Raw genomic sequence first — 20,250 nt, forward strand, 5'->3', positions numbered from 1 at the left:
ACTCTGCATTCGTGATTTGCCAGAATTTATGATTTAGCCAGATAGGCATTGGGCACATTTGGAAGTGTATAATCGATATCATAGGCCTCTTTCATCAATAGTGACACCACTTCAGCTATAGTTTTTTCGTCTCGCTGAAATTGTGGCAACAGACCCATCATTGCATAGCTTATAACATTGACAGCGGGAACAAATGTTTTGGTCATAATATAAATTTAAGATATTGTTCTTAATTTTCTTTTGTAAATACGCGTTCACCCTGGGGACGCTTAATGGTCATTTGTTTTTTTGCAGCGTCGAATTCAATAGTAACTCCGGGACCAAGGCTGAATTTATTGGGAGCGGTCGCTTCGAGCGGGATAGGAGTTCCGCCATTCCCGATAGAAATTGTTGAGCCGGTTCTAATCACCGTCATCTTCGCAGGAGTTCCGGCCACCACATATACGCCTATATATTGGTCAAGTATCTCAGGACTTACCTCCAGCGCATCAAAAGTGGGCACCTCATATGATTTGTTCCAGTAGATGTCGAAAACACCAGCCACGATCTTGGCAACCGGATAAATCTTTGCGTTTGTAGTATAAGCCATAGCTAGCCTTTCTTCTGGCTCGTAAGCCAGGTAAATCTCTTGTTCAAGCATAGCTCAAGAGATCTCTCACATTCGTTCGAGATGACGGATTGATAAGAATAAATGTTATTCAGAATTATAAAAATAACATTCAAAATTATAAAAATGAAATTCAAAATTCTGTCAAAAAAACCAATATACTAAACTGTATATCAGTTATTTAAACAAAATAAATTTGTTTTGGAATTCTCAGGTTTTTCAATTTATTATGTTGTAGTTTACCCTGAATTTGAAAAACTATTCAACCTGGCTAATTTTGCCAATTTAACTAAAGAGGAAATGGATATGTATTACGAAAGCCAAAAAGTAAGATGGGATAATCAGAATGCCCTTGATTTTGCAGAAGAAACCGGAATCGAACGTGGAATTGAACGTGGAATTGAAAAAGGAAGAGCTGAAGGACAGCACGATAAAGCCATTGAAATGGCTGTAAAGCTGAAAGCCAAAAATATGTCAATTGAAGAAATTGCTGAATTGACCAGCCTTTCAATCGAAGAGATTCAGACATTATAAATCAAGATAAAATATTAGTAAAACTTGCTTCCACACTGCTGGCAGACTGCCTCGGGCCTGCTTCACAAAACAGGTACCTTTTTGCGAAGCAATCTACTGCCAGTCTACCACCAGTGTACCATCAGGGCTATAGATGAATTTAATTCGTAAATTAACTGGCGAAATGTATAAAGATGAAAAAGACCAAAACTGAATATACCGGAGCAGATGTATTGGATTTTATAAACTCATACGTTGATAATGAGCAAAAGAAAGCGGACAGTTTGCAACTGGTAACGCTACTAAGGGAATGGTCAGGATTTGAACCAAAAATGTGGGGGCCAACGATTATTGGCTTCGGTAATTACCATTACAAATATGCCAGCGGACATGAAGGCGATGCACCAATGCTTGGGTTTTCACCCAGAAAAGCGGCATTTTCACTCTATGTTTATTCCGACACAGAAAGTGGTGAGCAGCTGTTAGCCAGCCTGGGTAAGTTCAAAATGGGCAAAGCCTGTATGTATGTGAAAAAGCTATCCGATATTGATACATCGGTATTAAAGGAAATCTGCATGGAATCAATTAACTACCTTAACGAGCATCACGAATGTGCATGCAGGAAAGAGTGATTCCTGATCCGCCTCCCCCACTATCTTTTATTGATCCGTCCTTTAAATTTACTGATACCATCCATAAAAGCTTCCACAACTATTCTTCCTTTAGGAAGATGGTTAAGATCGTAACTGAATACAGCATTCTTAATAGATTTGTATTCGTGCTTTTGCCACAGTACACCATCGACCGTAATCTGTACGGTCATATCGCTGACCTTGTTTGATACTACTCTCAATTGCGTTTGGTCGACTACCGATCTTGGATACAGTGAAAATGCATACTGAGCTATTGTCGTGTCTACTTCAAAGCCCGGAACTACTTTAAAGCTAAACATCTCACCATTCCCGCAATCACTCTCAAAAGCATGGATAAGATTTCCCTTCATATCAAATAAACGTAGATAACCATCACCGTTTGCTGGCTGTGCCCAGAACTGCAACCCATTACCGGAAGTATCTACCAGACAAAGGGAATGGTTGCCCTCTGCGAGGCGTATGGTATCAGTATAAAGTGTTGCAGCAGTTAACTGCGATGCCGTTTTTTTGAAAATCGTGTCTTGTTGTGAATTGACAAGAAAAATACTATTGTCTTTGGGCTTGTTATTCGTAAGAAATTGTATGACAAATTCTGAAGGAAATTTCTCCGGTGCAGTAAAAACTGTTTTCATTTCATTATCTCCAGACCAAGCATCTTTCTTACCATTGGGTTGGATAAGCTTTACATTAAATATATTTTCGCCGTCTTTTTCCTGAATTTCCCCCGGCAACACGATTTCGGCTACTTTATTAAAAGGAAGAATTCCTTTCCAATGGAATGTTTTGGTGGGAAATCCATCAGTCCCATACACAATAGTAAGTGAACGAACCGGATCGGACCCCAGGTTTCTGAAGGATATGCGAGGCCCGGAGCTGGCCGGATTCAAACGGAAAAACCGTTGCTCATCGCTAGGTACCATAATGGATTCAACCGCCACATCTATTTTTTGCTTAGGAGCCGAATAATGAAACAAATAGGCTGAAATATTTTCAACAGCCTGTATGTTGCCCGTGGCTGTATAAGGCTCCATTTGCAATGATACCTTATGGCTTCCCGGCTTTGTGAACACATCGATCACATCAGGCTGTTGTAGATCACCTGGACACCAGTACGCCCGGTCATATATCCAGGTCCCCCCCTGCGGATACAGCGGATTGTTACCGCACTTTTTCCACATATCCCGCCGGTCAACTACTTTTTCATCCAGCCTGAGTTCACGCCAGCGACTACAAAATTCACTGCAACCGCGTGGCCTGTCCATACCATGTCCGGTATGCTGGATACGTATCCGGCTTAACGACGCACCGCTTATCGACTGATAACTTATCGGTAAAAGATTCTCTTCAATCTTCTCCTTGGAATCTCCATATTTATACCCCTTATTCCACAAGGCCGTTATACCGAGTGGTGTAACAACAGGAGGACCAGAGAGGATTTCAAAGTCTATAGTGAGTGCCCAGCCTACAGTCTTATCTTCATAACCGGAATGTACATAAACAACTTCTACACTATCTCGCAGGAAGGGAGCGAAGTCCGTAACATCTACCTGCCATTTCCAGTTCCAGCCCTTGTTGTAAATACTGCCGTAAGGCGTAAGCATCCTGCCCAATTCATAGTTGAGCTCCGGACCATCTTTTCCACCCTTGCGTCGCAGTACAATATGGTCGAGGTAATCCCAATGCGCAGTATTTAGGCTATCGGGGCTTCCCAGCGTAACGTGCATGGTTATTTTCCTCAAAGGGTGATCATTTTTAGGAAATATACCCCAGGCAGGGTAGGACTTTTCACCTTTAGTAGCATCGCAAATAATGGTAGAACGATTATGCGTAACGACATGGCTTATCTCCGGCTTCTGCGCGGCTGCACTGTGGTAGATGATAAGACAGAACAGAGTTAGTAAAGGCTTTAAGTTCATTAATGTGAATAACAATAGTTAATAAATGATATAAATGAGGGTACCTAATAGCTTATTAACGCTCTCAAAAACTAAGTTATGTATTTTCCGCGGCGAAATGCCAGATCATTTATTGATAATCTCTACTTTTTAGAAAAAAGCTATATGGAAATCATTGTTGAATATTTCAACTTGTCTTCATTGGCGGAAGGTTAAAGAAAGATAATTTGAAGAAAAAGGGAATCGACCCCTATAGAAACAAAAAAAGCAGCTCTTTTCAGAACTGCTTTAAAAATCTGGGTCAGTGACGGTGTATAATTCGAACCATTTTGTGAGTGATTTAAACCGGTTGGCTGATACCAAGAGAAAAATGGGCGAGCTTGGAAAGCGGTGACAAGATCATTTAGAATTAGTTGCAGCTTCAAAATCTTCTTTTATAAAAGCCCATTCCTTTTCTTTAAGACAAATTGGATCAGGATCCTGATCCGCAATACTAAAATCAACAAAATTTTCAAGTATTTTTTCTCGCTCGTGCGTCCACTCGTAACGTAACCGATGTAATTCGAGCATGGAATCTATTGAGTAATGTTCCATTGATTCATGTAAATCCCAAAAATCTTTCTTACGGCCACCCCGTTGTATGACATCGATTTTCATCGCCACTATTTCTTCTGTGCTGGCCATTCTAACACCTTCTACCTCGATAGCTGGCTGAAAAAATGGATCCATTGAATAATAAACATCTGCTTTTACAGCATTTTGTTTATCAGACCCCACTAGATAGGAAGTTCCAAATGCAGGATTTACTCCGAAGCTTGTACTTACATAAGTGAAATTATCTAGCATGTACTGTTCAATTATATTAAAATCTACAGATCCATAAACAGCATCTGTGAAGAGATCAATATCAACCGATTTTCTATGACCTAATTGCAAGCTTAGGGCTGTTCCGCCAACGAGGCGAAAATCATTAAAGATTGGCTCCTGCATCAAACGAAGCAAAATATTCTTTAACTGATCATTAACAGTATTCCAATTCATCATTTGCTAAGTCGTAAATGTGCCATAATTAGAGGCTGGTTTCCATTTATTTTATCGCTACCAGTCACTTCCTTAATTTTCTTCTTACCGTAAAATCGGGATATTTCGGTTTTTTCGTCTTCATTACCCCGTTCGAAAACTCTTTTTATTACCCAATTAGCTTGATTTTGCCAGTCGATCTGATCAATATTAGCGTCCCAAAAAAGTGCATTACGAAGTATTTCAAAGTTAGGACGAGACTGCATTTTAATCTTCGCTTTCTTTAACTCATAGTAAGCCTGCAACAGAAACATGGTTCCTTCTTCAAGCCCAAGTGCCTCATCAATCTTAATTGCCAATTCGGCGGTAATTCCGCGTTTAGCTTTCGTTAACTCGTTCAACTGCTGAGGATAAATATGCAAATCGAGGGCAAACGGTCTTTTTTTTAGACCTCTCTTCGTGAGTTCTCTTTCTAAAACCATTCCAGGATGTATTCCTTTATACTTTTCGATCAAAGCTTCCATGCATCAAATATAAACAAAAATGTTTACATCAAATATCGTTCCCTAAGAACTACTTAATTTCAGTTTCCATCAATTGCAATTATTATTGAAAGCTAAAAAAATCCAATACGATGTTAGCGGTTCGGGCTTTTGTCGTCATAGTTCAATTTTTAGTTCTTTTGCTAAATCTCTGACATACTCTTTATGCGATGATTTGGCTGGTTGAATGGTATTGTAATAATTTTTGAATAATTCAGAACCTTTTTCTTTGTCGTCAAACCACACCATCAATGCTATGTCTAGCTTTGCTCTTGGTGAAGCATCATAAGGCAAGTGTCCGTTGTTAGAAATTATTTTGTCTTTCGTGTCCAAACCCGAAAACCATTCAAAGCCTTTTGTTTCAAGTCCACTTATAATTTCTTCAGTAATTTTCGTGTTGTCGTCCGCAATTGTCCACCAATAGTCTTGTCCTGTTAATAGTTTTCCAAGCCTATTTCTGATTTGGCAATCATATTCTTTGTAATATTTTTTGTTTTCTGTCGGTGATTGAAATCTGTAAAGACTTTCAATACAAACTCCAAGGTTTACAACAAACTTTCCGTATAAATTCTCCCGTAGCCCTGGTATTTCATAACCTTGTCCAATAGGATATTGTCCGCTTTGAAAGTTTATCACTTGAATTATTCCATCGTCGAGCCGTCTATTAAATGTCCTGCCGTTTTTCTTGAAGCCAAGTGGTTTGAGTTTAGCAAATACGTCCTTCTCAACTATGTCAAGTTGAGTTTTAAAATCGGTCGGTGTCGCTGATTGTTCAGTTTCACCTTTAGATTTATCTTGCCGTTTAAAAATGTCAAATAGTCCCAATTTTATTTTTCTGTTTGTTATGGAATGTCTGTTTAGCCTGACCGCCAACTCTCTTATACGAGCCATAAACATTCTCCAATGCAGCTATAAGTAGTTGTATTGGAGCATTAGATTTGCTGGTTTTGTATTGCTAATATATTAAATTATAGCTCATCAAAAGGACTTTTATCTCTTTATAGCCTCTATACGCACTTGCAAACAGATTCTTCACTACGCTCAGAATGACAAAGAGGGATTGAAAAATAAAAGGGGATTGAAAATCAAAGGAAACAAAAAAAGCAGCTCTTTTCAGAACTGCTTTAAAAACTGGGTGGAATATGGGGCTCGAACCCACGACCCTCGGTACCACAAACCGATGCTCTAACCAACTGAGCTAAAACCACCATGTGTTTTTCAACGCTACAAAAGTACGATTAAAAATATTTTATTCAAATAATTTTAAACTTTGCTTAACAATTTCTTTTAATCACCTAAATTTCAGCCCATTTAATTTTAGCTATAGAACAAATACAGCACTACAAGTTGCTTTTATGGCTTAAAAACCTAGATTTGCTAAAGATTATGATTGAGATTTATACTGACGGAGCAGCAAGCGGAAATCCAGGACCAGGTGGTTATGGCGTAATTTTACGCTCTGGTTCGCACTATAAAGAGTTGAGTGCAGGCTTTAGGATGACCACCAATAACCGCATGGAGCTACTGGCTGTTATCGTCGGGTTAAATGCATTAAAAACTCCGGGACAGCAAGTCACCATTTTCTCCGATTCCAAGTATGTAATTGATTCCGTGGAAAAGAAATGGGTATTTGGCTGGGTGAAAACCGGATTTAAAGGAAAAAAGAATAAAGACCTTTGGATGTTATTTCTGAATATCTATAAACAGCATCACGTGAAATTTGTGTGGATAAAAGGGCATAACAATCACCCTGAAAACGAACGCTGTGACCAACTTGCGGTAGCTGCCTCTAAAAACCGCTCAGCATTAGGCATTGACGCTCAATTTGAAGCAGAAAAGGACAAGCCTTCCCTGCTTTAATTATTTTTGGGTGCGAGCCCCATATTCCACCCTTAACTAATCAATCCCACCTACTACACCTAATTGCTCCAGTTTTTGGTCTATTGCAACTTCAGAAATAGTTTTCACATTTTTTTCAGGAGAAAATTCAGCCATCAATTGCTCTGCGGTCCTCACCATTTGCTCTGATCCAATAAATATAGCCGTCCGCTGATGTAATTCTGTAGGCTCTATATCCAGTATCCGGTTGAAACCATCTGAAGCAACACCACCTGCCTGCTCAACTATAAAGGCCATAGGATTACATTCATAAAGCAATCTCAGTTTACCTTTTGGTGAAGCAGATGTTGTAGGATAAATATAGATTCCGCCTTTAATCAGATTTCGGTGTATATCAGCCACCATAGAACCAATGTATCTGGATGTGTAAGGGCGATTGGTCTCTTTGTCTTCTACCTGCGCGTATTTCAGGTATTTTTTTACGCCTTCAGGGAAATGAACGTAATTTCCTTCATTGATAGAATAGATACTTCCGTGCTCAGGCAATTTCATATTGGGGTGCGACAAACAAAACTCTCCGATAGAGGGATCTAGTGTGAAGCCATTCACGCCCTTGCCTGTGGTGTAAACCATCATAGTCGAAGAGCCATAAATCACATAACCTGCAGCTACTTGTTCAGTTCCTTTTTGTAGCACATCATTCAAAGTTGCTTCTCCGTTTGTTGATTTTCTCCTGTAAATGGAAAAAATAGTACCAATAGCTACGTTGCAATCGATGTTTGACGACCCATCCAATGGGTCAATACATACGATGTATTTAGCATTTTTTGAAACCGGAGAATCAATCTGTACCAGGTCATCTTCTTCTTCAGTAGCGACTACACAACACTCTCCCCCACTTGTCAGTGCACTGATAAACTGCGTATTTGCAAACACGTCTAACTTCTGCTGACCCTCGCCCTGTATATTGATGGTACCTGCAGCCCCCAGGATATCTACAAGACCTGCTTTGTTTACCTCACGATTCACAATTTTGGCAGCTATGCCTATATCTCTTAATAATCTTGAAAGCTCACCTTTGGCGTAAGGGAAATCAGCCTGCTTCTCGATGATAAACTGACCTAATGTTTTGATGCCCGACATATACTTAGTGTATTTTATACGTTATCTATTACCTATTTCTATGGCGGCTAAGTTATGTATTTTTTCATCTGAAACACAAAATTTAATTAGTGTCTTTACCCTATGCCAGCCTGAATTTCCGGCGGCACCTGGATTTATATGCAAGCAATCAATTTTTTTATCGTACATCACCTTTAAAATATGTGAATGCCCACAGATGAACAATTTCGGAGGCTTAGTGTATATTTCACCCTTTACCTGTGGCGCGTACTTTCCTGGATAACCACCGATGTGAGTCATCCATACATCCAACTGCTCGCAGTTGAACCTCAGGTGTTCCGGATACATATTTCTGATTTCTTTACCGTCTATATTCCCATAAACTCCTTTTAGAGGTTTAAAATCAGCAAGCCGCTCTGCTACATCCTGACCGAAGTCGCCGGCATGCCAGATCTCATCACAATCATCGAAATGTTTAAAAACCGCATCATCTAAAAAACCATGCGTATCAGAAAGTAAGCCTATTTTGATCAATTTTAAATATTTTATGCAACAAAGCTATACATAAAGATAGGTATCAGGACTAAAAAGCGAGGAAGAAATCTTTAAGCAACACCTTATAGGCATTTGTATAAACACCTTCTTTTTCATAGATATAAAAAGTCTCAGGAACCACCGCTATTTTTTCACCACCTGCTTTACATAAACAAATTATCTTTCGGATCACCGGCTTGCGTTCATCTGAACAAATATTAATCTGCCGATATAAATCAAGGCGATATTTCGAAGACTTTTCCACTAGAAAATCTGCTTGTTTTACCGGCAAAATCACCCAAAAACTCCCGTCTTCGCTCAACAATGTTGTCACTTTAGCCAGCAATGCCTCAAAAAAAGTTTCATCTGCATGCCTTGCAATGGTCTTTCTTTGCTCAGTATTTTTTAAATCATTCACAAAATAAGGCGGGTTGGAAACAATCAGGTCGTACCTGGAGGTTGCAACATAAGAATTTATATCTGAATGGTAAACAACCGAACGCGCACTGAAAGCCGATGCTTCAAAATTACGGCCTGCCGTTACAGCTGCTGACTCGTCTATTTCTACAGCATCAATAAAAGCATCGGGAAAACGCTGGGCAAGCATCATAGCAATGACCCCTGTTCCTGTACCGATATCTAACACTCTTTTGGGAGTATGATGCATGGCTGTAGCACCCAATATTACACCGTCGGTATTGATCTTCATGGCGCAACCATCTTGGTCTACTTCAAACTGTTTGAACTTAAAAATGCTTCCCATATCCATCAGATTCCGACAAAGTTAAAAAAGCGCTGATATATTGCACACTAACGTCGGTGTTTTAAAATTTTAACACTAAATTTGCATCTTCAAAAAAAAAGCATGATTTATTTCTTCTTAAGCCCATCCAATACGGTTTTCGCTTTACAAATAGAACGAGAACTATCCACAACTGATATTACAAAACTAGAATGGCTGTTTGGCGGCGCGAAACTACAACAAGAAACAACATTAACTGATTTTTTTGTTGGGCCTCGTGCAGCTATGGTAACACCGTGGAGTACAAATGCAGTGGAGATCACCCAAAACATGGACATACAGGGTATCATCCGTATTGAAGAATTCAATAAAGTTGAAGCAGATTTCTCTGGTTATGACCCAATGCTTTCACAAAAGTATGAAGCGCTAAATCAGAATATATATACTATAAACATCAAGCCTGAACCAATTCTTGAGGTTACAGATATTGCAGCATACAATAAACAGGAAGGCCTATCTTTAAGTGACGAAGAGGTTGATTACCTGAACTCCCTGGCCGACAGATTAGGAAGACCACTTACAGATTCAGAGGTATTTGGCTTCTCTCAGGTAAACTCGGAGCATTGCCGCCATAAGATCTTCAATGGTAAATTTGTGATCGACGGTGTAGAGCAACCTACTTCTCTGTTTAAACTGATCAGAAAAACTTCTGAAGAAAATCCTAACGATATTGTTTCTGCTTATAAAGATAATGTTGCTTTTATCAAAGGCCCTAAAGTTCAGCAGTTTGCACCAAAACGCGCAGATGTGCCTGACTATTACACCTTAAGTGATTTTGAATCAGTAATATCATTAAAAGCTGAAACGCATAACTTCCCTACTACAGTAGAGCCATTTAATGGTGCTGCTACAGGTTCTGGAGGCGAGATCAGAGACAGGCTGGCTGGTGGACAGGGTTCGTTACCTTTGGCCGGCACTGCTGTTTACATGACCGCTTTATCACGTCTTGAAGAAAACCGTCCATGGGAAAAAGGCGTAGAAGAAAGACAATGGCTATACCAAACTCCAATGGACATCCTGATCAAAGCTTCCAATGGGGCTACTGATTTCGGAAACAAATTCGGCCAGCCACTGATCACTGGTTCTGTACTGACTTTTGAACATGAAGAGCATTCACGTAAACTTGGTTTCGATAAAGTAATTATGCTTGCTGGTGGTGTCGGATACGGCAAAGCCAGTCAGGCTCAAAAGCAAAAGCCTGCCGAAGGTGATAAAATTGTAATCCTGGGTGGTGAAAACTACAGAATCGGAATGGGTGGTGCAGCAGTTTCATCTGCCGATACTGGTGCTTTAGGTACTGGAATTGAGCTGAACGCAGTACAACGTTCTAATCCTGAAATGCAAAAAAGAGCTGCAAATGCAGTAAGAGGAATGGTTGAGTCTGATCATAACCCGATCATATCTATACATGATCATGGCGCAGGTGGTCACTTAAACTGTCTTTCAGAACTTGTGGAAGAAACCGGTGGAAAAATTGACCTGGATAAGCTTCCAGTAGGAGACCCTACCCTTTCATCAAAAGAAATTATAGGCAATGAATCACAGGAACGTATGGGCTTGGTGATTGGCCAGAAAGACATAGATACACTTCAGAAAATTGCCGACCGTGAACGCTCACCTATGTACACTGTAGGTACCGTTACAGACGATCACCGTTTCACTTTTGAATCTGCTTCTACGGGTGTGAAGCCTATGGATCTTGAACTGAAAGATATGTTCGGCAGTTCTCCTAAAGTAGTAATGGAAGATAAAGCGGTAGACAGGGCATATCAGCCGGTAACTTATGACGCGGCCCAGTTAAACACTTACCTGGAGCAGGTATTACAATTGGAAGCCGTAGCATCTAAAGACTGGTTGACTAACAAAGTTGACCGTTGCGTAGGTGGACGCGTTGCGAAACAGCAATGTGCAGGTCCTTTACAATTGCCTTTGAACAACTGCGGCGTGATGGCTCTGGATTTTCAGGGAATAGAGGGTATTGCTACTTCAATAGGGCACGCTCCTGTTTCTGCGCTGATTGATCCTGCAGCAGGTAGCCGCATTGCAATCGCTGAGTCTTTATCAAATATACTTTGGGCCCCTTTAAAAGATGGTTTAAAAAGTGTATCACTCTCTGCAAACTGGATGTGGGCATGTAAAAATGAAGGTGAAGATGCGAGGTTGTACGAAGCTGTAAAAGCGTGTTCAGATTTTGCAATCGAACTGGGAATCAATATTCCAACAGGAAAAGATTCCCTGTCAATGAAACAAAAATATAAAGATGGTGATGTAATTGCACCTGGAACTGTAATCATATCTGCCGCAGGAAACTGTGATGATATCACCAAGGTTGTAGAACCGGTATTACAAAAAGATGGCGGGTCTATCTACTACATCAACTTATCTGATGACAGTTACAAACTTGGGGGTTCTTCATTCGCGCAAATTTTAAATAAGGTAGGGAATGAAACTCCAGATGTTAAGAATGCTGTTCAGTTCAAAACTACTTTCGATACTTTACAACAGTTAATCAGGGAAGATAAAATCCAGGCTGGACACGATATAGGCAGTGGCGGTCTGATCACTACTTTGTTGGAACTTTGTTTTGCTAACCGCAACTTGGGTGCTGATCTGGATCTTTCTGCATTAGGAGAAAGCGACATCATTAAATTGCTTTTCGCGGAAAACATAGGTATTGTATTCCAGGCAGACGCTTCAGCAGAAGCAATATTATCGGCAAACGGTATTGTCTTCCATAAAATCGGAAAAGTTTCCGCACAAGCGTCTTTATCTATTAAAAATGGTGATGCTGCAACATTAAACTTTGACATTGATCACCTTCGTGATGTATGGTTCAAAACTTCTTACCTGCTTGACATCAAACAAAGTGGTCCGGCAAAAGCTAAAGAACGTTTTGAAAATTATAAGAATCATGTATTAAATTATACTTTCCCTGCTCAGTTTGACGGCAAAAAACCGGTTATTGACAACAGCAAACCAAGACTCAAAGCCGCAATCATCCGCGAAAAAGGAAGTAACTCCGAACGTGAACTGGCAAATGCCATGTACCTGGCAGGCTTCGACGTAAAGGATGTGCACATGACTGACCTCATCTCTGGCAGAGAAACATTGGAAGACATTCAATTTATTGGTGCTGTCGGTGGTTTTTCTAACTCAGATGTTTTAGGTTCTGCCAAAGGCTGGGCCGGTGCTTTCATGTACAATGAAAAAGCCAGAATTGCGCTGGAGAACTTCTTTAACCGTCCGGATACGCTATCAGTTGGGGTTTGTAATGGTTGCCAGTTATTTGTAGAGCTTGGATTGATCAATAAAGACCATGAAGTAAAACCAAAGATGCTTCACAACCAAAGTCATAAACACGAAAGTATTTTTACTTCACTTACTTTACAGGAAAACAATTCTGTAATGCTTTCATCACTTGCAGGAAGTACACTAGGAGTTTGGGTTTCACATGGCGAAGGAAGGTTCCAATTGCCATATGCTGAGGACAAATATCGCATTGTAGCTAAATATGCTTATGAGAGCTACCCAGCTAATCCTAACGGATCTGACTATAACACTGCTATGATGTGCGATGAATCTGGCCGTCACCTGGTAATGATGCCACACATAGAACGTTCGTTGTTTCAATGGCATTGGGCAAACTATCCTCAGGGCCGTAAAGATGAGGTATCACCATGGATGGAAGCATTTGTAAATGCCAGAAAATGGTTGGAAGAAAAACGAGCATAAGGTGAGTTAACTCAATATTTACATCCGGAATTCACAAGAGTTCCGGATTTTTTTTGCACATTGTTTTTAAGAAAAAGCATTTTCAAGTAAGATTTTAATAAATATTCATATTAAAGTTCTCGTTTAAAGCCTGTAAACCTATCCTACATTAAAGGGATTTAAAAAACTATAGGGGCTTTAACAATGTACTCAAACATTAAACTTGATTTAGTTTCTGCTAAAGCAGAAGCTACGGCTTTTGATTGCCTTCCACATTTCTGCAAACTGCCATTAAAATGGGCGGATGCAAACAGGATTAAAATCAACGAAGGGAACATCCTCATTCAGTCTATTGCACATTACCTCGCAAACATAGAACTGTTTGAATATTCATTAACCACCGACTCGGTCATCAACTTCTCTGTCAGCGAACCTTCATTCCTGATGTTCGTGACCGCCCAGGGCAGCCATCTCTGCTACAGTCCGCCGGGCGATTACAAAAAGAATATACCTCGGGGAGACCATGCTGTCCTGATCCTCACTTTTAGTATCGACTGGACCATGAGAAAGTGCAAAAGACTGCCGGAAATGCAGCCATTGATCACTCATTTTCAAAATGCGCCGGATCAATACTTCAGTCTACCTCACTCGGGATTAGCAAGCAGCATTTTTAAAACACTTGGTAAACTGGATCATAAGACGAATCACCTGGATGTTGATGCAGACATCCACGTTTTTATAAATGACACCTTCAATAAATACTACAGCAAATTAATTTCTAAAAAGACTACAAAGACCTACCATCAACAGAAAGCGGAGGATATAGCGAAATTTATTGAAGAGCATTTTGCTACAGAGATTGCTCAGGACTTACCGCAACTGGCTTCGAGATTTATGGTATCAGAAAGAAACTTAGCCAGGATCGCAAAACTGGCTTTTGGGATCCCGCTCCATGAACATGTAATAAAAACAAGGATGAAGGCCAGCCTGCATCAGATGATCGAGACAAAGAAACCAATTTATGAAATAGCCAGACAAAATGGTTATCAGGATCCGCACTATTTCAGCAAGGCATTCAAGAAGCATTTTGGTATGCCACCAAGCCAGGTAGACCGTACCAAAGACAATGCTTTACATGCGCTTTTAGGTGTACAATCCTGCCAACAACTCAGCTAGATCTTTTGGCAGAATCGTTCATTTTATTTAACAAAAATCTGGTGCAACTTTGAATTAATCAAAAACACTAAAAATGTAAGACATGGGAACAACATCAATTAAACAGATTCATTTTCAGCTCTCTACAAAAAACAAGGAGATTATTTTTGACACCGTGGTTTATTTATTCATAGTACTGTTTATGTACACCGCAGCGAGTAAACTATTGACGGTAAAATCATTTGCAAGTACGCTGGCTAAGTCTCCGCTGATCGGAAGTTATAGTTTATTCGTTGCATGGGCGATACCAATCATTGAAATCGCCATTAGCATGGCACTGATCTTTCCAACGATAAGAAAAACTGGTTTATGGGCATCTCTTATACTCATGCTTGCCTTTACCACTTACCTGATGTACATGGTCTTTTCAGGAAGTGAGTTGCCTTGCCATTGCGGAGGCGTAATCAGCAGGATGACCTGGCAGCAACACATCTGGTTTAATCTGGGCTTTGTAGCCTTGGGCATTATAGGAATTAATACAAATAAGAAATAAAGATTTTACATGTAAAAAAGGTAAATGCTGTAGCCTAAAAATACGGCAAGGGGATTAATAAACAAAACAACACAATTATGAACAAGATTAAAAAAGTAGCATTAGGAATTTTGATGGCTGGCCTGGCATTTGGCTTCAGCGCATTTACGACAGTTAAAAAAAGAAATGTATTGATTTATTATAAAGTAGACACGACCTATCCAAGCGCTACTGATCCAAGAGGCTACATGTATTACGAAGGAGATATGTGCGCATCAGGTGGCAATACCTGCTCAGCTCAATGGGATATAGGAACACACGTACCTCCAGTTGGGGATGGAGAGCCTCTGCCTACAACAGGGGTAACTTTTCAAACAGGGTCAGTATATAGCGGTCACGTAGATCTGTAACGCCTACTCACCAACACGATACAACAGAGGCTGCAAATAGAGCAGCCTCTGTTTTTATTTAACGCTCATTTTGTTGAATCCCGCTTAGGCGTATTTCCTGCTCATCTATCGGCAAAACATATCTTTTATCATTCGGCGGCAAGGTATAGGTATTCCCAAAAATAGTTCTGGTTAAGGTTGTTGCAAACCTGCTGTCAGGATTCAGCCTTCTCAGATCAGACCATCTTATTCCTCTAAAAGGCAACTCCCTGCGCCGTTCTTTCACCACGAAGCTCAGCACCAATTCCGGGTCTGTACTACTTAAATCCACATAAACACCCATCCACCTACTTTTTCTAAGAATATTTAAATCATTCAAAGCATCTGTAAGTTCTCCTGCCCTAGCCCTAGTTTCCGCACGGATCAGATACATTTCTCCAGTAGTCAACCCGCCAAATAAATTCCTGTCACCATTATAACTACCTTTAAAGTTTAATCCCGTTGATCCAAAGAATATGGTTTTCCGGCAATCTCCAGCTACATATTCACCATATAACCCAGGTGTCACATTCATTCTGGTAGGATTAAAAATTCCAAAGTAAAAAAGGCTATGAAAAATAACTTCAGCATTAAATCTTGTTACTGGAAAAGCAGCAGCACTGTTCAATTTGCTGTAATCCAACAAATTACCCTGTATCTGTAGGGTCAGGTTAGCGTATCTACCAGCCTTTTCATAATTCCCCATCACTAGATAAGTTTTGGCCAGCAAAGCATAAGCTGCTTGTTTTGATGGCCTAGTTTTAACAGCGGGCTTAATGCCTAATAAGTCGACGGCTGTTTCCAGATCCTTTATAATCTGATCATAAGTTTGTTGAAGCGTATTGCGTTTGAGTTTAACATTTACATCATAGTCCAGTTTCAAGGGCAATCCTAATTCCTGATTTGCCGAAGCAAAATTATAATTAACACAGTATCCTTGCGCCAGATTAAAGAAATCAAATGCCCGAAAAAACAGTGCACTTCCTTTTACATTATTCCAGTTTTGCTGTGCAGAATTCATAGGCTTTATTTTCTCTATCCCATTTAAGATCACATTGGCATTCAGCACCCTTTTATATGCACTTTCCCAATCCTGGCTTAACTCGCCATTATAAAAGCCTTCTGTTTTCGACCATGTATAAGCAGCTTTTTCCTGGTTCACATTTACTGCAGGCCAATTTGCATCGGTAATGTAAAAATCTCCTGCTCCTGCTTCACCAAGTCCGCAAGCCTGTGCAGTATTAAACAAACCCACATTATCCAATAATGATTGGTAGTCTTTTATGGTCTCAGGAATCACCAACGATTTATCGGGCTTGGCTTCCAACCATTCTTTCTTACATGATTGAAGTAACAGTAAAACTAATAAGAAACTCAATATACGGCTCGAACTTATTTTCATTATCCAATTCTTTTAATTAAAAATCCACTTTCAAACCAAATGAAAAACTCTTTGGAAATGGATTTACCAAACGTTCCCCTTGTCCTGCAATTAAATCAGGGTCCAAACCTGCATCATTGGCTTTCCAGAGTAGGCCCAAATTATTTGCATAAAGATAAAGTTGAATCTGCTTCAGCGGAATAGATCTCCAACTAAAGGTATCAAAGTAATAACTTAAGCTGATGTCTTGCAAACGGATGTGATCCCCCTTGTATACAGTTGCAGCAGATCCATTGTAAAATCTATCCCTGGCCTCATCATTACCGTAATTTCCCATCGAAGGTATATTTGTTCGGTTTTCATCTCCTGGATTTTGCCAGCGCAAGGCAAAATCAGCATGCATGTATCTGCTTAAACTGGTGCTATACATACCAGAATAATTTATAGATGATTTTCTGAAATAATAGCCCATTTTATAACTAATGTTTATTCCCAAAGTAAATTTACGATAAGCAAAAGTATTGTTCAAAGCGCCAAAAACAGTGGGTCTTGCTGCGCCATTATATTCCAAATCCTCAGGATTAGTTTTATTAACTATACTCGCGTAATCTGTGCTAATCTGACCATTTACATAGCCTCTGGGATCACCATTTAAAGGATCCAATCCTGCCCAACGATAACTATAAATACCATACACAGGTTTACCCAATACCGGACTGTCGTTATAACTCCCCACATAATAAAGGTTATTAGGTTCAACTACATCATAAAGCGTTACTTTATCATTTACTGTAGAAAAAAGCAAATTAGTTTGCCATTTTAATTTACCCTTTAAGTTATTCGAATTCAGGCCAATGTCGAATCCATTGGATTTCATTTCGGAGTAATTGCCTCTCAATAACTTTATCCCCGCACTTGAAGGAAATGATTTATCCCCCAGCATATCTAAGCCCTTTTTAAAGAAATACTCTACTCTTCCCGTGATGATCTGGTTCTTTAAACCAAAATCCAGTCCAAAATTCGCAATACCTATCTTTTCCCATCGCAATTCGGGGTTGCCAATATTCATAATACTAGCATAAGGCAAATTGCTATACATTGCATTCACCACACTATACTTGAATGTTGTTATTCCTGTATTGTTCTTATCAAGGTTTCCGTTAAAACCGTAACTAGCCCTCAACTTCAATACCGGCAGCCATTCCGACTTGTAAAAGCTTTCTTTATCCAGATGCCATAAGGCACCTACCGACCATAGCGGCACGTCTTTCTGGTTGGTCTTCACCCCAAAATAATTCGAACCATCTATCCTAGCACTACCTGATACCGTATATTTATAATCATAGGTGTAAGCCACATTTGCAAAAGCGGAGCGAATCCGATCAAGCCTACCAAAAAGATCCGCACCAGAATTAATCTTAGCACTACCCGATGGATTAAGGTTAAAGGTCGTCACGGTGTCTACTTCAACCGAAGTTCCTGTGGCCGGATCGTAACCATAACGGGTATATTTATTAGACTGGGTATCAAATTCAGAAAGTTCATAACCAGCTATCGCCGAAACACCATGTTTCTCCCATTCCTTTTCATAATTCAGCTGCGCCCTGAAATTCTGGGCCGTTGCTTTTGCTGTACTTTGATACTGAATGGCACCTACAGGGATATTATATCCGGTCACTTTTCCAGCTGTTAAAATGGAATATTGATTAATCAAGCTTCTTGTCAAATAAGCACCTATCCCATTAACTAGTTCCGAACTATTGCTGATTTTCTGGTATTGATATTTCAATTCAGCACTTAAACCCGGTAAAATAGTATATCTCAAACCAGCATGGAGACGCAAGTCGTTACCTTTTACAGTCGTAGGCGGCAAACTTAATTCATCCAAAGGAACATAAGTCCAGTCCATGAATCCTTGGGCAGCAGTAATGTTTTTGAACTCTGCATTATAATCCCGTTCATAAATGGAAGCTTCACCACTGGCATCCTTAAACTGATGATAAGGGGTAAAATTCAAACCAGAAGTCACCACTATCGTACTATCAACCATCCCTTTATTCCGTATATAATTCAAGCCTGCGCTCAGCTCCAGGTTCTTCAGCAATTTAACTGAATGCTGTGTATTTATCGTATACCTGTTATTCTCATTATTTACCAAAGTGTACAAAGATTTGTCGTATCCGGCAGAAAAATAATGACTGGATTGATCAGTTCCTTTACTGGCATTCAAAAAATACTGTTGCGAAACCGGTTTACGATAAAAGTACTTTAGTTCCTCATTCCTGACGTCGTTTCCCCTTAAAGCATCCAGCTGCTTTTCTGTTTCAGCGGCCGATTGCCCTTGTCTCTGCTTGTTTAGTATTTGCACGACCGGAGAAACCACCGGATAATTTACCTTGTCTGCCAGTACTGCATCGTACTTACCGTTATTGAACAAAAACCGCTCTATATCAATAAAATCAGAAGAGCCTAGATAATTCGGATTGTAAAACAGATCTGGCTTTCCCGCAACCGTCAGGTTACTATTGAAACCCAAATTCAAAGCCTGCCCATATTTCCCTTTCTTCGTTGTTATCACAATAACACCGTTACCTGCCCTTACACCCCATATAGAAGCCGCAGCCGCATCTTTCAACACATTGATGTGCGCTACATCATTCGGATTAATGGAATTAAAATCGCCATTGAAAGGGAAATTATCTAAAATGATCAGCGGTTGATCATTCGCATAAATGGTACTCCGCCCACGTATAGACAAATCGAGGTTTCCCGAATTACTGCTTAAGGTATTCTTATTGAACAAAAGTCCACTGGTAATCCCTTCCAGCCGGCTTAAAATATCGGCACTTACCCTGCGATTTAGTTGTGCAGTATCTATCTGCACAAAACTTCCTGTTGCACGCTCCTTCGGAACTTTCTGATATCCTGTATTTACTATTTCTACTTCTCTGAGTTCATCAATGCTTGGCAAGAGTTGAATCCTGCCTAAATCGGCAACAGCTTTTATTTCCCGGGTTTTATAGCCGATAAAAGACACCAAAAGTGCCACATCTTTTTCAACATTCCTGAGGTAAAACCTACCCTCCTGATCTGTTACAGCTATTCGATCAGTTCCTTTTAACTGAACATTAGCACCTTCCAAAGGAATACCCGACTCATTTACCACCAATCCGTTGACGCCAATGAGACTACCCACACCAGTTTTAGCAACCGTGACAGGATCTTTTTCTTTTATAATGATGGTTTTATTGGCAATAATATAAGTCAGAGGATACTTATTGAGGACATTGTCCATTACCGTTATGAGATCAGTGTTTTGGAAATCCGCGTTAATTAACGCATTGGCATCCAGCCTTTTTTCATTCCAAACCACACTAAAACCGGTTTGCCTTTTTATTTCTTTAAAAAGGCGGACCAGTGAAACATCTTTTTGCACATAATTAATTTTTTGAGCATTTGCTGTAATCCCAAACAGCATCAAGCCCAAAAGCATGGTAAAAAAGGTCAAACGCATAT

Annotated in this window: 18 protein-coding genes and 1 tRNA gene; 7 read left to right on the forward strand and 12 right to left on the reverse strand. The window is 39.9% G+C overall.

The genetic code is table 11. The features are described from left to right. Positions 1-26 precede the first annotated feature (26 nt). On the reverse strand, positions 27-206 hold the full coding sequence (locus R2Q78_RS05575) for a hypothetical protein (RefSeq protein WP_316789679.1): 180 nt from the start codon (positions 204-206) through the stop codon (positions 27-29). A gap of 23 nt (positions 207-229) precedes the next feature. Continuing rightward, the gene (locus R2Q78_RS05580; RefSeq protein WP_316789680.1) at positions 230-640 is read right to left on the reverse strand and encodes a hypothetical protein; all 411 of its coding nucleotides are present in this window, start codon (positions 638-640) and stop codon (positions 230-232) included. Between the two features lie 168 nt (positions 641-808). On the opposite strand from R2Q78_RS05580, the gene R2Q78_RS05585 reads away from it, so the two are divergent. Both R2Q78_RS05585 and R2Q78_RS05590 read left to right on the forward strand, forming a co-directional pair. After that, entirely contained in the window at positions 809-1,141 is a 333-nt protein-coding gene (locus tag R2Q78_RS05585) for a hypothetical protein (protein ID WP_316789682.1), read from the forward strand. Positions 1,142-1,314: 173 nt separating this feature from the next. Then, positions 1,315-1,752, forward strand: coding sequence for a DUF1801 domain-containing protein (locus tag R2Q78_RS05590; protein ID WP_316789684.1), 438 nt, complete (start codon positions 1,315-1,317; stop codon positions 1,750-1,752). 20 nt (positions 1,753-1,772) lie between these two features. Here the strand turns inward: R2Q78_RS05590 and R2Q78_RS05595 are convergent, their stop codons facing one another. From R2Q78_RS05595 to R2Q78_RS05615, 5 genes are all read right to left on the reverse strand, one after another. Continuing rightward, positions 1,773-3,689, reverse strand: coding sequence for a peptide-N-glycosidase F-related protein (locus tag R2Q78_RS05595; RefSeq protein ID WP_316789686.1), 1,917 nt, complete (start codon positions 3,687-3,689; stop codon positions 1,773-1,775). A 378-nt stretch (positions 3,690-4,067) separates the two neighbouring features. Then, the gene (locus R2Q78_RS05600) at positions 4,068-4,712 is read right to left on the reverse strand and encodes a nucleotidyl transferase AbiEii/AbiGii toxin family protein (protein WP_316789688.1); all 645 of its coding nucleotides are present in this window, start codon (positions 4,710-4,712) and stop codon (positions 4,068-4,070) included. Next, positions 4,709-5,212: a HigA family addiction module antitoxin gene (locus R2Q78_RS05605; protein WP_316789690.1), complete on the reverse strand. Its 504-nt coding sequence runs from the start codon at positions 5,210-5,212 to the stop codon at positions 4,709-4,711. Before R2Q78_RS05605 ends, R2Q78_RS05600 begins: the two co-directional genes overlap by 4 nt. A 135-nt stretch (positions 5,213-5,347) precedes the next feature. Beyond that, entirely contained in the window at positions 5,348-6,121 is a 774-nt protein-coding gene (locus R2Q78_RS05610; protein ID WP_316789693.1) for a DUF4304 domain-containing protein, read from the reverse strand. A gap of 242 nt (positions 6,122-6,363) precedes the next feature. Continuing rightward, a tRNA-His gene (locus R2Q78_RS05615) sits at positions 6,364-6,439 on the reverse strand. Positions 6,440-6,616: 177 nt separating this feature from the next. Here R2Q78_RS05615 and rnhA point away from each other — a divergent pair. Then, entirely contained in the window at positions 6,617-7,090 is a 474-nt protein-coding gene (rnhA, locus tag R2Q78_RS05620) for a ribonuclease HI (RefSeq protein WP_316789695.1), read from the forward strand. 36 nt (positions 7,091-7,126) lie between these two features. On the opposite strand, the gene fbp is transcribed toward rnhA, so the two are convergent. The 3 genes from fbp to R2Q78_RS05635 are packed head-to-tail and all read right to left on the reverse strand — an operon-like array spanning position 7,127 to position 9,488. Then, positions 7,127-8,212, reverse strand: coding sequence for a class 1 fructose-bisphosphatase (gene fbp, locus R2Q78_RS05625; RefSeq protein WP_316789697.1), 1,086 nt, complete (start codon positions 8,210-8,212; stop codon positions 7,127-7,129). A gap of 21 nt (positions 8,213-8,233) precedes the next feature. Then, the gene (locus R2Q78_RS05630) at positions 8,234-8,725 is read right to left on the reverse strand and encodes a metallophosphoesterase family protein (RefSeq protein ID WP_316789698.1); all 492 of its coding nucleotides are present in this window, start codon (positions 8,723-8,725) and stop codon (positions 8,234-8,236) included. Between the two features lie 49 nt (positions 8,726-8,774). Further along, on the reverse strand, positions 8,775-9,488 hold the full coding sequence (locus tag R2Q78_RS05635; RefSeq protein ID WP_316789700.1) for a tRNA1(Val) (adenine(37)-N6)-methyltransferase: 714 nt from the start codon (positions 9,486-9,488) through the stop codon (positions 8,775-8,777). A 102-nt stretch (positions 9,489-9,590) separates the two neighbouring features. Here R2Q78_RS05635 and purL point away from each other — a divergent pair, with 102 nt between their 5' ends. The 4 genes from purL to R2Q78_RS05655 all read left to right on the forward strand — a co-directional run bounded on the left by purL (position 9,591) and on the right by R2Q78_RS05655 (position 15,335). Then, positions 9,591-13,259 (forward strand): phosphoribosylformylglycinamidine synthase, encoded by a 3,669-nt coding sequence (purL, locus tag R2Q78_RS05640; protein ID WP_316789702.1) that lies wholly within the window; start codon positions 9,591-9,593, stop codon positions 13,257-13,259. Between the two features lie 183 nt (positions 13,260-13,442). Continuing rightward, the gene (locus R2Q78_RS05645) at positions 13,443-14,414 is read left to right on the forward strand and encodes an AraC family transcriptional regulator (protein WP_316789704.1); all 972 of its coding nucleotides are present in this window, start codon (positions 13,443-13,445) and stop codon (positions 14,412-14,414) included. Positions 14,415-14,496: 82 nt separating this feature from the next. After that, the gene (locus R2Q78_RS05650; RefSeq protein ID WP_316789706.1) at positions 14,497-14,946 is read left to right on the forward strand and encodes a MauE/DoxX family redox-associated membrane protein; all 450 of its coding nucleotides are present in this window, start codon (positions 14,497-14,499) and stop codon (positions 14,944-14,946) included. Between the two features lie 77 nt (positions 14,947-15,023). Beyond that, a complete protein-coding gene (locus tag R2Q78_RS05655) occupies positions 15,024-15,335 on the forward strand; it encodes a hypothetical protein (RefSeq protein ID WP_316789708.1) in 312 nt (103 codons plus the stop codon). A gap of 58 nt (positions 15,336-15,393) precedes the next feature. Here the strand turns inward: R2Q78_RS05655 and R2Q78_RS05660 are convergent, their stop codons facing one another. Both R2Q78_RS05660 and R2Q78_RS05665 read right to left on the reverse strand, forming a co-directional pair. Beyond that, positions 15,394-16,755, reverse strand: a complete 1,362-nt coding sequence (locus tag R2Q78_RS05660; protein ID WP_316789710.1) for a RagB/SusD family nutrient uptake outer membrane protein — start codon at positions 16,753-16,755, stop codon at positions 15,394-15,396. A gap of 16 nt (positions 16,756-16,771) precedes the next feature. Further along, positions 16,772-20,248: a SusC/RagA family TonB-linked outer membrane protein gene (locus tag R2Q78_RS05665; RefSeq protein ID WP_316789712.1), complete on the reverse strand. Its 3,477-nt coding sequence runs from the start codon at positions 20,246-20,248 to the stop codon at positions 16,772-16,774. Between the last annotated feature and the right edge of the window lie 2 nt (positions 20,249-20,250).

The sequence above is a fragment of the Pedobacter frigoris genome, from assembly GCF_032678645.1.
In the GTDB taxonomy this organism is placed as follows: Bacteria; Bacteroidota; Bacteroidia; order Sphingobacteriales; family Sphingobacteriaceae; genus Pedobacter; species Pedobacter frigoris_A.

Coding starts and splice junctions, on each gene's coding strand:
- R2Q78_RS05575 (WP_316789679.1), bottom strand. CDS start 206: ATGACCAAAACATTTGTTCCCGCTGTCAATGTTATAAGCTATGCAATG.
- R2Q78_RS05580 (WP_316789680.1), bottom strand. CDS start 640: ATGCTTGAACAAGAGATTTACCTGGCTTACGAGCCAGAAGAAAGGCTA.
- R2Q78_RS05590 (WP_316789684.1), top strand. CDS start 1,315: ATGAAAAAGACCAAAACTGAATATACCGGAGCAGATGTATTGGATTTT.
- R2Q78_RS05595 (WP_316789686.1), bottom strand. CDS start 3,689: ATGAACTTAAAGCCTTTACTAACTCTGTTCTGTCTTATCATCTACCAC.
- R2Q78_RS05600 (WP_316789688.1), bottom strand. CDS start 4,712: ATGATGAATTGGAATACTGTTAATGATCAGTTAAAGAATATTTTGCTT.
- R2Q78_RS05605 (WP_316789690.1), bottom strand. CDS start 5,212: ATGGAAGCTTTGATCGAAAAGTATAAAGGAATACATCCTGGAATGGTT.
- R2Q78_RS05610 (WP_316789693.1), bottom strand. CDS start 6,121: ATGGCTCGTATAAGAGAGTTGGCGGTCAGGCTAAACAGACATTCCATA.
- rnhA (WP_316789695.1), top strand. CDS start 6,617: ATGATTGAGATTTATACTGACGGAGCAGCAAGCGGAAATCCAGGACCA.
- fbp (WP_316789697.1), bottom strand. CDS start 8,212: ATGTCGGGCATCAAAACATTAGGTCAGTTTATCATCGAGAAGCAGGCT.
- R2Q78_RS05635 (WP_316789700.1), bottom strand. CDS start 9,488: ATGGGAAGCATTTTTAAGTTCAAACAGTTTGAAGTAGACCAAGATGGT.
- purL (WP_316789702.1), top strand. CDS start 9,591: ATGATTTATTTCTTCTTAAGCCCATCCAATACGGTTTTCGCTTTACAA.
- R2Q78_RS05645 (WP_316789704.1), top strand. CDS start 13,443: ATGTACTCAAACATTAAACTTGATTTAGTTTCTGCTAAAGCAGAAGCT.
- R2Q78_RS05650 (WP_316789706.1), top strand. CDS start 14,497: ATGGGAACAACATCAATTAAACAGATTCATTTTCAGCTCTCTACAAAA.
- R2Q78_RS05655 (WP_316789708.1), top strand. CDS start 15,024: ATGAACAAGATTAAAAAAGTAGCATTAGGAATTTTGATGGCTGGCCTG.
- R2Q78_RS05660 (WP_316789710.1), bottom strand. CDS start 16,755: ATGAAAATAAGTTCGAGCCGTATATTGAGTTTCTTATTAGTTTTACTG.
- R2Q78_RS05665 (WP_316789712.1), bottom strand. CDS start 20,248: ATGCGTTTGACCTTTTTTACCATGCTTTTGGGCTTGATGCTGTTTGGG.